This window comes from Pollutimonas bauzanensis (genome assembly GCF_040393045.1).
GTDB lineage: Bacteria > Pseudomonadota > Gammaproteobacteria > Burkholderiales > Burkholderiaceae_B > Pollutimonas > Pollutimonas bauzanensis_A.
Map to the genome: position 1 here is coordinate 1 of NZ_JBEBUX010000074.1, position 19,427 is coordinate 19,427.

Genomic DNA, 19,427 nt, shown 5'->3' on the forward strand with positions numbered 1-19,427 from the left:
GCCGTCACAAGAAAGAGAGATGCCGTCACAAGAAAAGAGACGAATGACTAAGCAAGACAACGAATAAGCGTAATGTAAAACCGACGAAAGAACACCAGAACTGCCGACAGAATATCGAACACTCTGCGCAGACTACAGAAACCGCTCGGCGTCCTTCAGATAACGCCACTGCCCCGGCGGCAAATCGCCCAGCACAATACGGCCCATGCGAACCCGCTTCAGACCTATCACCTTCAAGCCCACCTGCTCGCACATACGCCGGATCTGGCGCTTCTTGCCTTCCTGCAAAATGAATCGCAACTGATCCTCATTCTGCCAACTAACATGAGCAGGTCGCAATAGTTGACCATCCAGCGACAAGCCGTGATTAAGCTGCGCCAATCCGCCGCTACCGATTTTGCCATTCACCCGAACCAGGTATTCCTTTTCAATCTCGGAATCCTCGTTGATCAATTGCCTTGCGATACGGCCATCTTGTGTCAACACCAGCAGTCCCTGCGAATCAATGTCAAGCCGCCCTGCTGGAGCCAGCCCGCGCAAATGGCTGGGATCAAACCGTAAAGGAGACTTGTCGACACGGTAGCGCGTTGCCGCCGTGATCAAGGAAGCAGCAGGACGATAGCCTTGCTCTGCCTGACCCGACACATAACCTACCGGCTTATTCAGCAGTATCGTTACACGAGCGGTTTGACGACGTTGCGCCTGCTTTTCAAGCGTGATTTTCTGATCCGGCCAGGCTTTGCTGCCCAACTCTGAAATCACCACACCATCAACCCGCACCCAGCCCCGCTCGATGTATGCGTCGGCCTCGCGGCGCGAGCACAGGCCGCGTTCGGCCATTAATTTTGAAATTCGTATTTTTTCCATGAGCAGTATTTTATGACTTTGGCGATAATATGGTTTATGGAACTCTTCCCGCCTCACTACAGCGACTGGCTGGCATCGCCCTCACCTTCACTTAGCCAGCAACAAAAATATTGGTTGTTTCGGCCAGGCGCCCTAACTGCCGGGCTGCGCAACGTCGGCAACCTGCACCTGCGCGTCGTGCGCGAACAAGCGCAGGGCTTGCACCAGAACGAAGCATGGATGCTTAACCGCAGCCCGCGTTCGCCAGTATGGCTGCGTGAAATCGTCATGTCCATTAACGGCACAAACAGCGTATTCGCCCGCAGCTTTACGCCATTGGCGGCATCGCACAGTTTTTGGCAAGGCATGCGTCGCCTTCGTAGCCGTCCGCTTGCCGATATGCTTTATCACGACTCGCAAATTACCCGATCACGTTTTTTTGCCTGCCGCTTAAACGACCAACATCCCTTATATCGATCGGCGCGCCGCCTTCTAGGCGCACAGTGCCCGCCGGCGCATAGCATGCTGGCGCGCTGTTCGGTATTCTGGCGTCAGGGCCAGCCCTTGCTGGTTGCTGAATGCTTCCTGCCGGAATTCTGGCCGCTGGCGGCTAAGTCAGCCTACGACCAGGGTTTGAGCTTGAAAGAGCTTTAAGGACACGCAAGCTGCATAAGTTCATTTGGCGCATCCCAGGGCGGGCATCATACCATTGTCAAGCGATGTCCGCTGATTTCATTAGTATTTTATAACTTAACGCCACACCGCGATATCGACTGAAACGCTGTCGTTGGCAGAAGAAACTAAAGCCGTACCCTCTTCAATCGTTACATGCAAAACCATATTGCGTTGCGCAAAGCGGGCAAGCTCCTGCACCTGCGTTGGGTTTACGGCCAATACTTGCAGGTTTTGCGCTCGCGCGACGCCTGCCTGAACTCCCTGCCACCATACCTGACTGGCATTTCCTCCGTAGCACAGCACAACCACTTTTTCGGATTTTCCGCTAGCTTGCAGTATGCGCCGTTCATCAGGATGACCTAGATCGATCCAGGTCAGGATGGTGCCGGTAAGGTCCTTTTCCCACACAGAGGGTTCTTCAGTAGTGCTCAGGCCCCGCGTGAAGGCCAGCCCTTCGCTGGCATACAGCGCGAAAGCCAGTACTCGCAACATCATGCGCTCTTCGGTTTCAGAAGGATGCCGTGCAACAGTCAGATTATGGCTGCCATAATAGGCGCGCACCATATCGGCCACGTTAAGTTCAAGCTTGGAAATCGTGGCACGCAATGCCATAGGGCGACCTTTACAACACAATTGGAAAAAAACACCGCGATGGGGCTTTGCCTAAAAGCCCACCGCCTGCCCATCACGGCGACTGTCGCTGGCGGCGACATAACCTTGGACGGGATCGTCCGACAGACGGAGAATAAACTGCCCGGCACCGAAATCCATATAGGGATCATCGACTGCCTTAAGCACATGCCCTTTCGCCTGCAGGCCCTCGGCCACATCGTGCTTGATGCCCGTTTCCAGGTCTAGCGTAAAGTCCCGGTTCAGCTTCCAGCGAGGCGCGCAGCACGCCGCCTGAGGCTGCTGGTCGTAATCCAGCATGCGCACCACCGTTTGCAAATGCCCCTGCGGCTGCATGTCCCCGCCCATCACGCCAAAACTCATGACAGGTACGCCATCGCGTGTCAGGAAGCCAGGAATAATGGTATGAAACGGCCGTTTTCCGCCTTCGACCACATTAGGTGAAACGGGATCCATCGAGAATCCGTACCCACGATTTTGCATGCTGATCCCGGTGCCTGGCACCACGACACCCGACCCAAAACCCATGTAGTTGGACTGAATGAACGACACCATCATGCCGTTTTCATCGGCAGCGGTAAGGTAGATAGTGCCGCCTGAAGCAGGACGCCCTGGACCGAACTGGGTAGCCCGGTCGCGGTCAATCAGGCGCGCACGACTTGCCAGATAAGCGTCATCAAGCATCTGATCGGGCGTCACTTCCATGGAGCGCGAGTCCGATGCGTAACGATACAAATCGGCAAACGCCAGCTTCATGGCCTCTATTTGCAAATGCTGCGATTCAAGAGAATCTACAGGCAGATCTGCTACATCGAAATGCTGCAAGATGCCCAACGCCATCAAGGCCGCAATACCCTGTCCGTTCGGTGGGATTTCATGCAGCGTATAGCCGCGGTAGTCTTTGGCAATCGGCGTAACCCATTCAGGCTTATAAGCGCGCAGGTCGTCAAGCGTCATGGCGCCGCCACAAGCCTTGCTGAATGCGGCTATTTTCTCGGCCAGCTCGCCTTCGTAGAACTCGCGCCCTTTGCTTTGTGCAATCAGCCGCAGCGTACGGGCCGCATCGGGCAACGAAAATAGCTCACCGATATGTGGCGCCCTGCCTTCCGGCATGAAAGCCTGCGCAAAGCCTGGCTGATCTTTGAGTTCGGCCGCTGCCGCAGTCCATTTGCGGTGCACCATGGGAGGAATGGCAAAGCCGCGCTCGGCGATTTCTATCGCTGGCTCAAACAACGACTCAAATGGCAGCTTGCCGTAGCGCTCGTGCAGCGCCGCCCACCCTGCCACAACGCCGGGAACAGTAACCGCGTCCCAACCACGCATAGGCATGTTGGCCAAGCCTTGTGCGTTAACACCATGCTTACGCTTGAAGTATTCGACATTCCAGGCGGCAGGCGCCACCCCGGAAGCGTTCAAGCCTTGCAACTGCTTACCGTCCCATAGAATGGCAAAGCAATCGCCGCCCAACCCGCAAGAGACTGGCTCTACCAGCACAATGGTGGCAGCGGCGGCAATGGCCGCGTCAATCGCATTACCGCCTTTAAGCATCATGCGCAAGCCCGCCTGGGCCGCCAAAGGATGCGAGGTCGACACCACATTGCGGGCAAAAAGCGGAGTACGCTCGGTACGGTAAGGGTTGTCCCAATTAAATGGTTTCATGACTCTCTCGGCAACACTTGCGTCAGCAAGCACATATAAAGCGACAAACAATAAAAATGCAGTCCTGCGCCCGGCTAGAGCGCATCAATACCGCTTTCACCAGTACGGATGCGAATCGCCTGTTCGACTGCTGTGACGAATATTTTGCCGTCGCCAATCTTGCCGGTATAGGCAGCCTTGATGATGGCATCAATCGCCACGTCAACCATGGCTGCCGGCAATACGACCTCGACCTTTATCTTGGGCAGGAAATCGACCACATACTCGGCGCCGCGGTACAGCTCCGTATGGCCTTTCTGGCGGCCAAAACCTTTGACTTCCGTAACCGTAAGGCCGCTGACGCCGATATCGGCAAGCGCCTCGCGCACCTCGTCAAGCTTGAATGGCTTGATGATTGCCGCAACTAATTTCATTGGATGGCTCCGCTATAAAGCAAAAATTATCGCATGTTGGCGAAGTCGCTGCCCGCAGGCGCCTGATACAGGCGTAACGACATCTCGGGCAGGATGGCCAAAAGGTGGTCGAAAATGTTGCCTTGAATGCGTTCGTATTCGATCCAGGCGGTGTTACTGGAAAAGCAGTAAACCTCGATAGGTATGCCTTGGGACTCGGGCTCCATCATGCGAACCAGCATCAGCATATCCTGGCGCAATTCATTCTGCTGGCGCAGATATGCCATGGCATAGGCCCGGAATGTACCCACGTTGGTCAAGCGGCGCCTGTTCACATCCATGTCGGCCAACGAACCCAACGCACGGTTGCTTTCCTCCAGCTCGCTCTGCTTGTCATCCAGGTAGTCCCTGAGCAGCGCGAAGCGCCCAAGAGCGAGTATCTCGTCTTCACGCAGGAAACGGACAGTACTGGCATCGATGCGCAACGTGCGTTTGATTCGCCGCCCGCCCGACTCGAACATATAACGCCAGTTGCGATAGCTTTCGGAAAACAGCTTGTAAGTCGGTATGGTGGTAACGGTTTTGTCCCAGTTCTGGACCTTTACGGTATGCAGAGCCATGTCAATGACAAAGCCGTCGGCGCCGGCCTGCGGCATTTCTATCCAATCGCCGATGCGCAGCATATCGTTCGTCGTCATTTGCGTGCTGGCGACCAGCGACAGCAAGGTGTCCTTGAACACCAGCAATAAAACCGCCGATAGCGCGCCAAGACCTGACAACATCAGAAGCGGCGAACGGTTCACCAATATGGAAATGATCAAAATCAGGCACAAGGCCCAGAACATGATCTTGCCCAGTTCGATATAGCCTTTGATGGAGCGCGTTTGTGCACGCGTACTGGAAGCATAGATGTCTTGCCAGGCCGACAAGGCGCCATTGACAGCCATGAAGAAGAACACCAGCCCGGCCGACAGGAAGACTCGTGCGAGAGCGCCGCCATAGGCCTCGTTAATCGGGAGGACGCCTATGTTGCCCATGATGACCAGCAACGGCATGGTGTAGCTCAAGTTTCGAAAAACACGGCGGCGCGACAATGCTTTTGACCAGTCATCGTGACCAGTGGCTGAAAGCATACGCCGCGCAATGTTTGAAATGACCCCGCTGGCGATCCATCCCGTGATCACCACCAAGGCTGCCAGTACGAGTATGCCAAGCGCCACCTGCGCCCAAAGTGCATTCGGCATGTTATGGCTGATCCAGTTATCGCCCATCCATTGAACCAGCGGGTTATTCTCTTGCATTGCCTGCTTGTTTCCTCATACAGTGACTGTCGCTAATATACCGTAGCGCACTTTTGTTGCGGATGTGGCAGGCATTTTGCCCTACCCTCGCTCTGCAGTCCTTTATAATCTGGCCACTATGTCAAAAAATACCTCTTCTTCCTTGCAGAATCAGTTTGCAAACAAGGCCCAGGCCTGGTCTGCCCGTTTTTCCGAACCCGTCTCCGAACTCGTCAAGCGCTACACCGCGTCGGTCAACTTCGACCAGCGTATGGCCAATTTCGATATTCAGGGGTCGCTGGCGCATGCCGACATGCTTGAATCCATAGGGATCATCAGCAGCGACGACAAAGCCGCCATCGATCGTGGAATGGCGCAGATTCTAGAAGAAATCAATGCTGGCCAATTCACTTGGTCTATCGATCTTGAAGACGTCCACCTGAATATCGAAAAACGCCTGGTCGAACTGATCGGCGATGCCGGAAAACGCCTGCATACTGGTCGGTCGCGCAACGACCAGGTAGCAACTGATATCCGGCTGTGGGTTCGTAACGAAATTGATATCGCCATTGATTTACTGCATCAGCTTCGTCACAAGCTGGCCGCGTTGGCATTGGAACACGCAGCCACCATTTTGCCTGGCTTCACGCATTTGCAAGTCGCCCAGCCTGTTACCTTCGGGCATCACTTGCTAGCCTATGCAGAAATGTTTGGCCGTGATGCAGAGCGCCTGGTCGACTGCCGCAAACGAGTCAATCGCCTGCCGCTGGGCGCCGCTGCGCTGGCGGGAACGTCCTACCCCATTGACCGCGAGCGCGTGGCGCGCACACTGGGCTTTGAGGCCGTCTGCCGCAACTCCCTCGACGCCGTCTCCGACCGCGACTTTGCCATTGAGTTCTGCGCTGCTGCCGCGCTAATCATGACGCACATTTCCCGCCTGTCCGAAGAACTGGTTTTATGGATGAGTCCACGTGTCGGCTTCATTGATCTGGCCGACCGCTTCTGCACCGGCAGTTCCATCATGCCGCAAAAGAAAAACCCCGACGTGCCTGAATTGGCCCGCGGCAAAACCGGCCGCGTCAACGGCCACCTGATCGCCTTGCTGACACTCATGAAGGGCCAGCCCCTGGCTTATAACAAAGATAACCAAGAAGACAAAGAAGGCTTGTTCGATTCGGCTGACACCATACGCGACACCTTGACCATATTCGTAGATATGGTGGGCGGTATTCGCGTCAAGGCCGACGCCATGCGCGCCGCTGCCTTACAAGGGTTTGCCACGGCCACCGACCTGGCCGACTATCTGGTCAAGAAAGGCGTGCCGTTTCGCGACGCGCACGAGACGGTCGCACACGCGGTACGCGAGTGCGAACAGCGAGGCTGCGATCTGGCCGATCTACCGCTTGCCGACTTGCAGGGCTTTCATGCCCTTATCGAAGACGATATCTACGGCGTACTTACACTGGAAGGTTCGGTTGCGGCCCGAGATCATATCGGCGGCACGGCGCCGGTTCGCGTAAAGCAAGAGGCGGAACGCATTCTTGCTGAGGCGATTGGCACCGGTGAATGAGCTAACGTTAGCGCCGGCGTCTTTTTCTTAATGCGCGTGTCAGGTCCTTAGCGTCAGTGTTTCTTTTTTAATACGCGGGTCAGGTCCTGGAAGGGGATGTTTTGCTCCTCGATGACGGTTCGGCGCCCTGCGGCGCCGAACATCGCTTCGCCCCGCTCATACGCCCATTCGGGCTTCTTTCGCGTGCGTCTCGCTCGCCACCGAAAGTCGCTGCAACATCCCCTTCCAGGACCTGTCCCGCTGCATCATGAAAGGTTGAAACATCGCTGGGACGGCAGCGTGCTTGACCTCTTTGCGCGAGACTGGCGATTGGCAATCGGATATGCGAACAGGCGATGGATGGCATACCATAAATAACAGCCAGGCCAATTACCTGACCGACCATAAGCCGTGGCGTATCGCTGCCATCACCGATGCTGCGACGGCCACCAGTTAACAGCGTGACCATTATGGCAGCCATGGTCGTTAACTCTCGCTGCAATCGTCACCGCGACCGTTGCTTATACCTGGCTCAATGTCCGGAGTGCCCCGGCTGGCGGGGCGCGGAGGACGCGCGCATGAGTTCTTTGGAGCCGGCTGCAGTCCAGGCAAAGAGGCCAAGCACACCACCCGTCCCAGCGACCTTGCAATTGACTTAACGCAGCCGCTGGCACGGTGATGGGGATATGCGCGACTTTCGGGGGCCGCCAGCGGGCCGGATGCGAAGGGAACCCCGTACGGGGTGGACGAGCTAGGCCGTGCTGGTTCGGCGCACAGGGCGCCGAATCGGGCCACGAGGAGCGCATATCCCCATCACCGTGGCAACGGCGTGTAAAAACAAGCATCACTGAGCAAGTCATCACTGAGCAAATGATCGCTCAGCTATAGCCCGCGCGGGCCGACAGAATTACTCCGCCTCGAATACCGCTATCGACTCCACATGCCCTGTATGCGGAAACATATTGATGACGCCTGCGCTAAGCAACTGATATCCGCCTTCGTGCACCAAAATGCCCGCATCACGCGCCAAGGTGCCGGGGCTACAGGAAACATACACGATCCGTTTCGGACGCTCGGAAGCATTTAGCGCCGCCAATGCACGCGCGACGGCTTCGGCGCCCTCACGCGGTGGGTCGATAAGAATCCGGTCAAAACGGCCCAGGTCCCGCAGCCATTGAACGTCAACCTCAAAAAGATTCAAGGTGGCAAAACTCGTGCGTTGTTCCAGCCCATGCTGACGGGCGGCCTCTAGTGCGCGTTCGGTCAGGGCGGCGCTGCCCTCAATTCCCACGACGCTGTTGGCCTGGGTTGCCAGCGGCAACGTGAAATTGCCTAACCCGCAAAAAAGATCAGCCACCCTGTCGTCGGACTGAACGTCAAGCAAGGCCAGCGCCTTGGATATCATTACCCGATTGATGGCCTGATTCACCTGAGTGAAGTCGGTGGGTCGATAAGGCATGCGCAAGCCGAACTCCGGCAAGGTATAGGCCAGTTTGTCGACATCGGCGCGATCCAGCGGGTGTACTGTCTCTGGGCCTTTAGGTTGTAGCCACCAAGTTACGTTATGCTTGTCGCCGAACTCACGAATCAGCGCAATGTCGTTTTCCGACAAAGGCTCCATGTGACGCAGCAGCAACACGGTAGTCTGATCCCCGACGGCTACTTCGATCTGGGGAATACGATCGGGTTGTGTGAATGCACCCACCAACGCCCGCAAGGGCAGCAGCATATTCGAGACATGGGGGGGCAGAACACGGCATGTCTTGATATCCGCGACATAGCTGCCACGGCGCTCGCGAAAACCGACCAGCACGGCGCCCTTCTTGCGCACCGCACGCACCGACAGGCGAGCACGATAGCGGTAGCCCCACGTAGGGCCATGCAAAGGCGGCAATACCGTAGCGGGACTGACCTTGCCGATATGCCCAAGCGAATCTTCCAGCACCCTTTGCTTAATCGCAACCTGCGCCGCAGCATCAAGGTGCTGCATGGCACAGCCGCCACACATGCCAAAGTGCGGACAGCCGGGCTCTACACGTTGCGAAGACGGCTTGATCAGGCGTTCCAGCCTGGCGGTATCGTATGAGGCTTTCTGCCTGACGATACGGGCCAGCACTTTTTCACCCGGCAAGGCACCGTCCACAAAAACGACCTTGCCGTCGCGGCGCGCAACGCCCCGCGCATCAAGGTCTAAAGACTCTATATCAAATACTTCTAACGTCATTATTCGGGTATCCAAAGATTCAGGCCCGAATTTTGACATCCTCCCGGCGGTAAGTCGAGCCGGAAGGATGATTCACAGCAGAGGTGCTTACGATGCGACCTTTGCCGTGTCGGGTGCTGCTTTGCGCTGTTTATGGTTTTCAGCGCGTTTCGCAAATTTTTCGGCACGCTCATTGAACTTGGCCGCTACTTTTTCCTGCTGTGCAGCATCCAAGGCATCCCATACAGCAAGCCATTTTCCATCGAGCTTGCTGCGCTCGGCGTAAGCCTGTTTATGCGCTTCTTCAGTCTGCTTCAATTTTGCGTGAGGATCTATTTTACCGCTTTTAAGCTGCTCGAGTCCTTCGGTTCGAGCCGTCTTCATGGCGTCGCGACGTGCCTCACGGCTTGCTTTCTGTTCGGCCTGGGTATCCTTCAGCAGCTTGGCCTGCGTATCATTCAAGGCCAGCGACTCGACAAACTTGGTATCCAGCGGGCCATATCCTGGCACCCACATAGCCGCATCGCGCATATGTCCGCGCTTGGACTTGTGATGGTCGCCAGACTTATGGTGGCGATGTGCCGAGGGTTTGCCTGTTGCGTCGGATGCCGTCGCTGATACTGCGGTCTGCGCTGCCACCGGTGCGGAAGCCGCTGTTCCGGTTGCTGCGTAGGCTGCGCCGCTCAATGCCAAGGCGGCAGTCAGGGTGGCAAGCTTGATGGACACAGAAGAAATTGAACGTTGCATGATGAGGTTTCCTTGTTTCGGTGACGAGGCCTCATTGTGCAACTTAAGTGATTTCCGGTTTGTTTCAACGAAACCGAACTTTTTTCAATCGATTTCAGGAAGGCTCGCCCCAGGCGGCCATATATTCCTTCCAGTGAACGGCATCGCTGGCTTGCAGGGTGTCGCGCACCAATTGCACTTCGGCATCATAGGCGCTGCGATCAAGCTCACCCTTAAGAAAGCGAAACCGGCAATACACCAGCCACGTGTTGACGACATCCGTTTCACAATAGGCCCGGACCTCGTCTGCTTTTCCATTGGACCAGGCCTGCCAGACTTGGCCGCCGTCCATACCCAGCTTGCCAGGAAATCCACAGAGCTTGGCCAAGTCGTCAAGCGGCGCGTTGGCGCGTCCGTTGTATTTGGCCAGCAAATCCATCAGGTCAATATGGCGACTGTGATATCGACTGATGTAATTGTTATATTTGAAATCGCGGTCATCTTCGCCCATATCCCAGTAGCGCGGCGCTGGCACGCCATGGATCAGGCTGCGATAGTGCAGCACCGGCAGATCGAAACCCGATCCATTCCAGCTGATTAGCCGGGGCGTATATCGTTCGATCGTTTTGAAAAACCCGGTAAGCAGCGTGGCCTCGGGGTCGTCGGCCTTGCCCAAGGTTTTAACCCGAAATCCCTGGTCGTCTCGAAATACACAGCCAACGACGGCTACCTTGTGCAGATGCAAAGGCAAGAAATCCGTACCGTGCGATTCCTGCCTTGCCGCCAGCGCCGCCTCGATGACCTGCGTATCGGTCATATCGGATCCCCACTGGGGATTCAGGCGGCGCAATCCGACTGCGTCGGGTATGGTTTCAAGATCGAAGACCAGGGTGGGGATCATCGCACCGGTAAGTATGACAAGGGGTTGACCGGGGTGCCACGGCGGCGGATTTCAAAGTGCAGACGCGGTGACGTGGTATCGGTTTGACCAATAGAAGCGATTCTGGCGCCTTTCTTGATTTGGTCGCCAGTTTTCACTGCCAATGACTGGTTATGCGCATAGGCGGTGATAAAGCCATCGGAATGGCCAAGCAATATCAGGTTGCCCAGACCACGAACGCCGTTGCCGGCATACATGACCTTACCGTCGGCCGCGGCAAGAACAGGTTCGCCGACACCGCCTGCAATATCTATACCCTTGGTATTGGCGTTGAAGCTTTGAATGATGCTGCCCGACGCGGGCCATGCCCAGTTGATGGTAGCGGCATCACTGGCCCGCGCCACCGCAGCGGGTTCGGCCGCCGCAACAGGTGCAACAGGTGTAGCTGGCGTCACTGGGGCGGGAGTTGCTATGGCAGGAGCAGGACCCGAGCTATCAAGGCGCAACACCTGCCCCACACGCAGTTGGGATGGATCACTGATATTGTTCAAGCTGCTAAGCGTGGCAACATCGATGCTGTGAGCTTGGGCGATCTTGTATAGCGTATCGCCCGGCTTGACCACATAGGTACCGCTTGTGGTCGGCGCAACCGGGCCGCCCGACATATCGGTCACGGGGGCTTTCGTGCTGCGAGACGCACATCCTGCCAGTACCGTAGTGGCAACCACGGCTGCAATCACCAGATAACGAGATGTGCGTTTCGGGTATTCAAATGTCAGAGCGGTGGACCGAAACGTCTCTGCGTGCATATAGGCTCTCCTGAAAACTTAAGACTGAATTCCAGCCCGAAGGGGGACAAAGCGGACCGACTCGAGTTCGTCGCGGCGCCACGTTGCGGCGCCCGTACGCTCGATAAGGATAAGGCGCTGCGCTGTCGACCCTTCCGGGGCAATTAAACGGCCCCCAATGGCTAACTGTTCTAACAGCGCCTGGGGAATTTTAATACCGGCGGCAGCAACAATGATGGCATCAAAAGGCGCTACGCCGGGTAAACCTGCCATGCCGTCTCCGTATACGAGACGAACACGGGCAATTAACTTGAGCGCCCTGAGGTGATCGCGGGCCAATTCATACAGGCCGCGTATCCGCTCGATGGCGTGAACTTCTTTAATAAACTGGGCCAATACAGCAGCCTGATAACCGCAACCGGCACCCACTTCAAGCACCTTGACCGGAACACGATTTTCGCACACGACGGAGATCATGCGCGCGACAACCCATGGCTGGGAGATGGTTTGCCCCTGTCCGATTGGCAACGCGGCATCTTCGTAGGCGCGGCTGGCAAGCCCTTCGTCTACAAATAAGTGGCGCGGCACCGCCATCATGGCATCAAGCACGCGATCGTCTTGTATGCCCTGATTGCGCAAACGCTGGATCATCATGCCACGCGACCGCTCGGAGTTCAAACCCAAATTAACCATTGTTGACGGACTTTTCGATACCGCCGCAACAGGCGACGTACGCCCTTGTGGAAAAACACGGGTATTGCTATTAGCTGCCGATACCCCGCCGCCCAGACTGGAGCGACCAAACCGGTTAGTCGTGCCATTGGCAAAAGGGAAAGGCACTACTGGTTTACGCATAACGGCCCTGCCCAATCCTTTACCTGGGATAGTTGATCGTAGTGGGTAAGATCCAACCGTAGCGGCGTAACCGACACCGCATGTTGCTCAATCGCGCCAAAGTCGGTATCGGGAGCAGAGTCGGATACCCTACCCACAGGGCCTATCCAGTATACCGGGTCGCCATAAGGCGTGCTGCTTTTTACAACAGGTTCGGAAGGATGCCTTTTGCCAAGCCGGGTCACCCGTATTTCCTGGATGGCTTCGTAAGGCACGGCCGGAATATTCACATTAAGCAAAATGTTTCCCGCAAGAGGATTGGCCGCTTGCTGCTCTACCAGTTTGCGCGCAATGCGCGCGGCGCTGTCCAGATGTTCCCAGCCCTTTTGCACCAGCGAAAAGGCAATTGCCGGAATCCCGAACAGGTACCCTTCTGTGGCGGCGGCGACGGTCCCCGAGTATAGAGTGTCGTCACCCATATTAGCGCCATTATTAATACCGGAAACCACCAAGTCAGGGCGAAAATCCAACAGACCCGTCAAGGCGATATGCACGCAGTCGGAAGGTGTGCCATTAACATAGTAAAAGCCGTTAGCCGCCTGCCGAACCGACATGGGCCGATTAAGCGTCAGGGAATTGGATGCGCCGCTGCAGTTGGTTTCGGGAGCGACCACAGTTAAATCGCCCAGACCTTTCAATGCATGCACCAAGGCCTCGAGGCCTGGAGCATTGTAGCCATCGTCGTTGGACACCAATATCCGCATTGCCCTTCCCTAGAATTCAACTGAACGTAGCGAATTGTACCCGGTCGTTTTGGTGTTTTGGGCCACAGTGGGTAGAATTCCCGCACAATCCACCGGAGTCTGCATAATTATGACCGTTGCTATCTCAAGCCTCATTGCGCTTGCCCTCGTGCTTTTATCTTATCTGCTGGGATCCGTGTCCTTTGCTGTCGTAGTCAGCCGAGTCATGGGCCTGCAAGATCCCCGTACTTTTGGGTCGAAAAACCCCGGCGCCACCAACGTACTAAGAACCGGCAACAAGGCAGCGGCAGCGCTGACTTTGGTGGGCGATGCCGCCAAAGGATGGGCCGCGGTTTTTATAGCGTCATATGCCGCACAACAATTTGCGTTGCCCACCGCCGTCATTGCTGCCTGCGCCGTGGCCGTTTTTCTTGGCCACGTTTATCCTGTATTCCTGAAGTTCAAAGGCGGCAAAGGTGTCGCCACCGCGTTGGGCGTGCTGCTGGGGCTGAACCCCTGGCTGGCACTGGCCACAGTCGGTACCTGGCTGATCATTGTATACGTCAGCCGGTACTCATCCTTGTCGTCCATCATCGCGGCTATTTTTGCACCTTTGTACTATTTGCTAGGCGGCAACGTTGCATGGGAACTACGCCCATCGATCGCGCTGGCGATCGTCATCATCAGTGTCGTGCTTTTGTTCCGCCATCGCGCAAATATTAGCCGCCTGATGACCGGAAAAGAAAGTCGCATAGGCGGCAAGAAACAGTAACCCCACCGAAGAATGCCTGCCTGCGCGGCCCTTGCGACACTACACTGCAGAGGCGGCCAGGCAAATATCTTGTAGATCCCACCGCGGTTTTACCGTAAATGCGTGGCGCATATCCGACAGGTCGACCAGACCTGCATTGACACGCATCGCCGCCGCAAAGGCGATCATTGCGCCGTTGTCCGTACACAAGTCCAACGGGGGAAAATACACTTGCGCCCCCAGCTTGTTCATGGCCTGAACCAGTTTCGCGCGCAAATGGCTATTTGCACCCACGCCGCCGGCCACAACCAGCCGTTTCAAACCCGTTTGTTTCATGGCCTTGATGGACTTGGCCGCCAATACGTCAACAATAGCGGCTTCAGTTGCAGCGGCCAGGTCGGCCCGTTGCTGTGCGGTCAACTGTCCGCCAGCCTTTTCAAGATTTCTGACCCGAGTCAGTACAGCCGTTTTCAAACCACTGAAACTGAAATCCAGATCTCGGCTATGCAGCATAGGTCTGGGCAAATCGTAGACGGCAGCGTCGCCCTGTTCAGCCAGCCGGGATAACGCTGGGCCGCCGGGATAGCCCAGCCCCATCAACTTCGCGGTTTTATCGAAAGCCTCGCCAGCGGCGTCATCCAGGGTTTCACCCAGCAATTGATAATCGCCTACGCCATCGACACGCATGAGCTGCGTATGTCCGCCCGAAACCAGCAGCGCCACGAACGGAAAGTCTGGCCGGGGGGTCGCAAGCAAAGGCGATAGCAAATGGCCTTCCAGGTGATGAATAGGAATGGCCGGAAGGCCTCGTGCCCATGCGAACGACTGAGCCACACTGGCGCCGACCAACAAAGCCCCCGCCAGCCCAGGGCCAGCGGTATAAGCCACAGCGCCGATGTCATCCGCAGTGATCCCCGCTGCCAGCATTACCTCGCGCGTAAGCGGCAACACGCGACGGATGTGATCTCGCGACGCCAGTTCAGGGACAACGCCGCCATATTCTTGATGCATGGCGATTTGGCTATGCAGGGAATGAGCCAGCAAACCACGTTCGGTGCAGACCAAAGCCACACCGGTTTCATCGCACGAACTTTCAAAGCCAATAATAATCATGATCGCTAGTTTACAACCCCTGGCAAAACCGCTTTAAAATTCAGACCGCATTATCGTTTAAACAAGAAACATCTTCTTTTTCCTTAGGAATGCCACATGCTCGAAAGATTCTTCCAGTTACGTGAACACGGCACCACGGTGCGAACCGAAATACTGGCGGGCATAACGACCTTCCTGACCATGTCCTACATTATTTTCGTCAACCCAGAGATACTGTCCAGCACAGGCATGGATAAAAGCGCTGTTTTTGTCGCTACCTGCCTGGCCGCCGCGCTGGGCACGCTTATCATGGCCCTGCTCGCCAATTGGCCTATCGGAATGGCGCCGGGGATGGGCTTGAATGCCTTCTTTGCATTTACCGTGGTCGGAGCGCTAGGCTACAGTTGGCAGCAAGCGCTTGGGGCTGTATTCATTTCGGGGGTTATCTTCCTGATTCTGACGCTTACAGGCGTACGCTCGTGGCTGATCGACGGCATACCGAAATCCTTGCGCTCGGCGATTGCAGCAGGCATTGGCTTGTTCCTGGCCATCATCGCACTGGGCAGCTCGGGCATCGTCGTATCCAATCCGGCCACCAAAGTGGCGCTGGGCGACCTGACCTCAGCACCAGCGTTATTCGCAATATTGGGCTTTTTCATTATTGCCGCGCTTGACGCCTTGAAAATCAAGGGTGCAATCCTGATTGGCATTCTGGTGGTCACAATCTTGTCCATGCTGACCGGCAACAGTCAGTTCCAGGGCGTGTTCTCGGCTCCGCCCAGCCTGGCTCCTACCTTTTTCCAACTCGACATCATAGGCGCGTTGCATACGGGTTTTATCCATGTCATTCTTGTTCTGGTGTTGGTCGAGGTGTTCGATGCCACAGGCACCATGATAGGCGTGGCCAAGCGCGCCAACCTTATCCAGGAAGGGAAACCCAACCGCTTGGGCCGTGCCCTGATGGCTGACAGTACGGCAATTGTCGCCGGTTCATTCCTGGGCACCAGCAGCACCACCGCCTATGTTGAAAGCGCGTCCGGCGTGCAAGCAGGTGGGCGCACCGGCCTTACTGCACTTACCGTAGCCGTACTGTTCTTGCTTGCCTTGTTCCTGGCGCCTTTGGCTGGATCGGTGCCAGCCTACGCCACAGCCCCCGCCCTGCTTTATGTTGCGGGCCTGATGCTGCGTGAAATCACCGAAATCGACTGGAGCGAAATCACCGAGGCGACCCCCGCCGCACTGACCGCCATCATCATGCCTTTTACCTACTCCATCGCCAACGGCCTGGCATTCGGCTTCATCAGCTATGTGGTGCTGAAGGCCGTCACCGGGAAATTCCGGCAAATTCATATGGCTACCCTGTTGGTCGCCGTACTTTTCGTTATCAAGTACGCCTTTTTCCCGAATTAGGCTTAGATATTGTTACGAACAGTAATCACGCTTCATTGGCAAAAACGTTAAACTCTTTCTTAAGTACATTTTATTTATTTAAAAAGCGGCTCAAGCCGCTTTTTGTTTGGGGATACTTATGAGCACCATAGATTTGACCAAGGACACTTTCCAGGCTGCTATCAAAGACAGCAAGCCCTTGATCGTGGACTTTTGGGCGCCTTGGTGTGGACCGTGCCGCAACTTTGCGCCGGTCTTCGACGAAGCCTCGACTCAGCACGAAGATATCACCTTTGCCAAGGTCAACACCGAAGACCAGCAGGAATTGGCCACCGGAATGGGCATACGGTCCATTCCTACGCTTATGGTGTTTCGTGAACAGGTTTTGCTTTTTTCCCAACCAGGTGCCCTGTCGGCGGGCCAGTTGCAAGAATTGATCGAGCAGGTAAAGAGCATCGACATGGACAAAGTACATGCCGAAATAGCCGCGCAGCAAAGCCAGGACGATAACGATTCTGCATAAGCCCTTTCCCGCGTCGGGGCGCGCCAGGCCCCACGGGATTCTAGTCGCCTTCTGGCGCCATTTCAGCTCTCACCCGCTCTGTATGTTCGCCAAAACTCGGGGGCAATCTACGTAAAGCAGCAGGTGTGCGCGACAACTTGATGGGCGAAGCAATCGCGCGGTAGCCGCCTTGCTCCAGCACCATCCCCCTATGCCTGGTATGCGGGTGATCCAAAATCTCCGCAACATTCAACACCGGTGCGGCAGGCACACCTTTCTTCAATAATACTTGCGCCAAATCGGCGGCAACGTGCTGCTTGAGCAAACCAGACAGTCTCGCCCTCAACTCGGCCCTATGCGCCAAACGATCCGCATTCGATGTGAACCTGGGATCTTGCGCCAGGTCGGTATCCTCAAGCACCTGAGCCAATAGTTCAAATTGGCGGTTATTGCCCACGGCCAAAAACAACTCCCCATCTTGTGTGGAAAATGACTCATAAGGCGCAATGTTCGGATGAGCATTGCCTGTACGCTGCGGAACGTTGTTGCTCAAGAAAAAATTGGCGGCATGCGGGTGCAAAAGGGAAATTGCGCAATCGAACAAGGTGATGTCCAGAAACTGACCTTGATTGCTGCGGTGTCGCTCATTGACTGCCATGAGAATGGCCAAAGCCGCATTCAGGCCAGTCACCATGTCCACCACCGGCAAGCCTACTCGCGTTGGCTCGCTGTCGGCATCCCCGTTGACGCTCATCAGCCCACACAGGGCCTGCGCGCACGCATCATAGCCTGGTAGCCCGCCCAAGGGCCCGTCGGCGCCGAACCCGCTGATGCGGCAATGGATAAGGCGGGGAAATTGCGCCTGCAGGGTTTCAGGACCAAGTCCCCATTTCTCGAGCGTCCCCGGTTTGAAGTTTTCTACCAGCACATCGGCGTCCTGCAGCAAGGTCTTGAGGAAAGCCTGTCCATCCGGCGCCGATAAATCCAGGCTCAATCCATACTTATTGCGGTTGACGCCAAGAAAATACGAGGCTGTCCCGTCCAGGAAGGGAGGACCCCAACCGCGAGTCTCGTCCCCTGAAGGAGGTTCTATTTTGAAGACTTCTGCACCGTGATCACCAAGTATTTGCGTGCAATAAGGCCCGCCCAGCACGCGAGACAGATCTATCACCTTGCAGCCTTGTAGCGCGCCGCCATTCGTCATCTGATTCATGTTGCGTTCCGTTAATCCAGCGATATATTGGCATTTTTGACTACCACTTCCCATTTGGGCACTTCACTGTCAATAAAAGCCCTCAGACCTTGCGGTGTTTGGTCAGTGGCTTCAACAATGCCCTGAGCCGTCAGCGTCTTCTTGATTTCCGGATCTTGCATAGCGTGCTTGAACGCGGCATTGAGCTTCTCGACAATGGGTGCAGGTGTGCCTTTGGGCGCGACAATGCCGAAGAAGACACTGACGTCATACCCCTTAAGGCCTTGTTCAGCCAGCGTAGGCAGGTCAGGCAAAGCCGTTGACCTTTCCGCGCTGGCCAGCCCGATAGGCTGCAGTGTTTTATTATGAATATGCGGCAACGCCGTCAGAATATCGGTAAATGACATCGATACTTGGCCGCCGAGCAAGTCATTCAGGGCTGGTCCGGTACCACGGTAAGGGATATGCAAAATGGATGTGCCCGCCAGTTCGTTAAACAGTACACCAGCGAGATGGGACGATGCGCCATTGCCCGAAGACGCATACGAAAGCTTATTTGGGTGATCCTTTGCGTAAGCCACTAGTTCTTGCAGATTTTTAGCAGGCAACGATGGATGGACGACCAAAATATTGGGAAGATGGCCAATCCGGATAATCGGCGCAAAGCTGGCGCGCGGATCGTATCCCAGTTTTTTGTACAGACTGACATTGATAGCCAAAGGGCCCGAAGTTCCAAATAAAATCGTGTAGCCATCGGGCTTGGAATTGGCGACGAACTCCGATCCAATATTGCCGCCGGCGCCCGACTTGTTCTCGACGATAACCGTCTGCGCCAGCGGCTCGGCCAGGCTTTGAGCCAGGCGCCGAGCCAATGCATCGGTAGGGCCGCCAGGAGGAAATGGCACGACAAGCTTTATGGATTGGGACGGATAGTTATCCGCAGCATTCGCTGCCAAGGCCGCGCTTGTCGCAGACAATCCCAAGGTCGTCGAGCAGGCGGCGGCAAGTAATAATAGTTTCTTCATTTGTATGTCTCCATTTATTTATAAGAAGTAAGGCCAGCCCAGTGCATTGGACCGGCCTCGCGCTTAGAACAGCGCGTTCAGCAACCGGCTGTGATCCAGTTCGGGAACATCTCCTGCACAAGGGTCGCGAGGGGCCAAGCGATGCAACAGCACCAAGTCGGCGAGATCACTGCGGCTGTCGAGACCTTCATGCCTGGCTTCCGCACGCAGCCCTGCCAGGGAAACCACATGGTAAAGCGCCGATGCGGCTTGCCGGGCTAGCTCTGAGCGC

The 19,427-nt window shown here is 55.9% G+C and carries 20 protein-coding genes; 5 read left to right on the plus strand and 15 right to left on the minus strand.

Annotated features, from left to right (window positions below):
* Positions 1-132 precede the first annotated feature (132 nt).
* Positions 133-867 carry a pseudouridine synthase gene (locus tag ABWO67_RS12330; protein ID WP_353152013.1) on the minus strand — a complete coding sequence of 245 codons (735 nt, stop codon included), beginning with the start codon at positions 865-867 and terminating at the stop codon, positions 133-135.
* Positions 868-879: 12 nt separating this feature from the next.
* On the opposite strand from ABWO67_RS12330, the gene ABWO67_RS12335 reads away from it, so the two are divergent.
* On the plus strand, positions 880-1,500 hold the full coding sequence (locus tag ABWO67_RS12335) for a chorismate--pyruvate lyase family protein (RefSeq protein ID WP_353152014.1): 621 nt from the start codon (positions 880-882) through the stop codon (positions 1,498-1,500).
* Positions 1,501-1,596: 96 nt separating this feature from the next.
* On the opposite strand, the gene ABWO67_RS12340 is transcribed toward ABWO67_RS12335, so the two are convergent.
* From ABWO67_RS12340 to ABWO67_RS12355, 4 genes are all read right to left on the minus strand, one after another.
* Complete coding sequence (locus ABWO67_RS12340; RefSeq protein WP_353152015.1) at positions 1,597-2,133, minus strand: YaeQ family protein; 537 nt, start codon at positions 2,131-2,133, stop codon at positions 1,597-1,599.
* Positions 2,134-2,184: 51 nt separating this feature from the next.
* Entirely contained in the window at positions 2,185-3,810 is a 1,626-nt protein-coding gene (locus ABWO67_RS12345) for a gamma-glutamyltransferase family protein (protein WP_353152016.1), read from the minus strand.
* 74 nt (positions 3,811-3,884) lie between these two features.
* Positions 3,885-4,223 carry a P-II family nitrogen regulator gene (locus ABWO67_RS12350; protein ID WP_353152017.1) on the minus strand — a complete coding sequence of 113 codons (339 nt, stop codon included), beginning with the start codon at positions 4,221-4,223 and terminating at the stop codon, positions 3,885-3,887.
* A gap of 26 nt (positions 4,224-4,249) precedes the next feature.
* A complete protein-coding gene (locus ABWO67_RS12355; RefSeq protein WP_502930010.1) occupies positions 4,250-5,503 on the minus strand; it encodes a mechanosensitive ion channel family protein in 1,254 nt (417 codons plus the stop codon).
* A 118-nt stretch (positions 5,504-5,621) separates the two neighbouring features.
* On the opposite strand from ABWO67_RS12355, the gene argH reads away from it, so the two are divergent.
* Positions 5,622-7,052: an argininosuccinate lyase gene (gene argH, locus ABWO67_RS12360; protein WP_353152018.1), complete on the plus strand. Its 1,431-nt coding sequence runs from the start codon at positions 5,622-5,624 to the stop codon at positions 7,050-7,052.
* 886 nt (positions 7,053-7,938) lie between these two features.
* On the opposite strand, the gene rlmD is transcribed toward argH, so the two are convergent.
* The 6 genes from rlmD to surE form a co-directional block, all read right to left on the minus strand.
* The gene (gene rlmD / locus ABWO67_RS12365) at positions 7,939-9,255 is read right to left on the minus strand and encodes a 23S rRNA (uracil(1939)-C(5))-methyltransferase RlmD (RefSeq protein WP_353152019.1); all 1,317 of its coding nucleotides are present in this window, start codon (positions 9,253-9,255) and stop codon (positions 7,939-7,941) included.
* A gap of 87 nt (positions 9,256-9,342) precedes the next feature.
* Positions 9,343-9,981, minus strand: coding sequence for a hypothetical protein (locus ABWO67_RS12370; protein ID WP_353152020.1), 639 nt, complete (start codon positions 9,979-9,981; stop codon positions 9,343-9,345).
* A 94-nt stretch (positions 9,982-10,075) separates the two neighbouring features.
* Complete coding sequence (locus ABWO67_RS12375) at positions 10,076-10,861, minus strand: 3'-5' exonuclease (RefSeq protein ID WP_353152021.1); 786 nt, start codon at positions 10,859-10,861, stop codon at positions 10,076-10,078.
* Complete coding sequence (locus ABWO67_RS12380; RefSeq protein ID WP_353152022.1) at positions 10,858-11,649, minus strand: peptidoglycan DD-metalloendopeptidase family protein; 792 nt, start codon at positions 11,647-11,649, stop codon at positions 10,858-10,860. The genes ABWO67_RS12375 and ABWO67_RS12380 overlap by 4 nt, the downstream gene beginning before the upstream one ends.
* An 18-nt stretch (positions 11,650-11,667) precedes the next feature.
* Positions 11,668-12,483, minus strand: coding sequence for a protein-L-isoaspartate(D-aspartate) O-methyltransferase (locus ABWO67_RS12385; RefSeq protein WP_353152023.1), 816 nt, complete (start codon positions 12,481-12,483; stop codon positions 11,668-11,670).
* Positions 12,468-13,226, minus strand: coding sequence for a 5'/3'-nucleotidase SurE (surE, locus tag ABWO67_RS12390; protein ID WP_353152024.1), 759 nt, complete (start codon positions 13,224-13,226; stop codon positions 12,468-12,470). Before surE ends, ABWO67_RS12385 begins: the two co-directional genes overlap by 16 nt.
* A gap of 109 nt (positions 13,227-13,335) precedes the next feature.
* Here surE and plsY point away from each other — a divergent pair, with 109 nt between their 5' ends.
* Positions 13,336-13,977, plus strand: a complete 642-nt coding sequence (gene plsY, locus ABWO67_RS12395) for a glycerol-3-phosphate 1-O-acyltransferase PlsY (RefSeq protein ID WP_353152025.1) — start codon at positions 13,336-13,338, stop codon at positions 13,975-13,977.
* 39 nt (positions 13,978-14,016) lie between these two features.
* Here plsY and tsaD read toward each other — a convergent pair whose 3' ends face one another.
* Positions 14,017-15,069 carry a tRNA (adenosine(37)-N6)-threonylcarbamoyltransferase complex transferase subunit TsaD gene (gene tsaD / locus ABWO67_RS12400; RefSeq protein ID WP_353152026.1) on the minus strand — a complete coding sequence of 351 codons (1,053 nt, stop codon included), beginning with the start codon at positions 15,067-15,069 and terminating at the stop codon, positions 14,017-14,019.
* 96 nt (positions 15,070-15,165) lie between these two features.
* Between tsaD and ABWO67_RS12405 the strand changes: the two genes are divergently transcribed.
* Both ABWO67_RS12405 and trxA read left to right on the plus strand, forming a co-directional pair.
* Positions 15,166-16,458 (plus strand): NCS2 family permease, encoded by a 1,293-nt coding sequence (locus ABWO67_RS12405; RefSeq protein WP_353152027.1) that lies wholly within the window; start codon positions 15,166-15,168, stop codon positions 16,456-16,458.
* Positions 16,459-16,576: 118 nt separating this feature from the next.
* On the plus strand, positions 16,577-16,960 hold the full coding sequence (gene trxA / locus ABWO67_RS12410) for a thioredoxin (protein WP_353152028.1): 384 nt from the start codon (positions 16,577-16,579) through the stop codon (positions 16,958-16,960).
* A 40-nt stretch (positions 16,961-17,000) separates the two neighbouring features.
* Here the strand turns inward: trxA and ABWO67_RS12415 are convergent, their stop codons facing one another.
* From ABWO67_RS12415 to ABWO67_RS12425, 3 genes are all read right to left on the minus strand, one after another.
* Complete coding sequence (locus tag ABWO67_RS12415; RefSeq protein ID WP_353152029.1) at positions 17,001-18,152, minus strand: CaiB/BaiF CoA transferase family protein; 1,152 nt, start codon at positions 18,150-18,152, stop codon at positions 17,001-17,003.
* Between the two features lie 11 nt (positions 18,153-18,163).
* Positions 18,164-19,156, minus strand: coding sequence for a Bug family tripartite tricarboxylate transporter substrate binding protein (locus ABWO67_RS12420; RefSeq protein WP_353152030.1), 993 nt, complete (start codon positions 19,154-19,156; stop codon positions 18,164-18,166).
* Between the two features lie 63 nt (positions 19,157-19,219).
* Positions 19,220-19,427: hypothetical protein (locus ABWO67_RS12425; protein ID WP_353152031.1), on the minus strand; the 208-nt coding region annotated here is incomplete at its 5' end.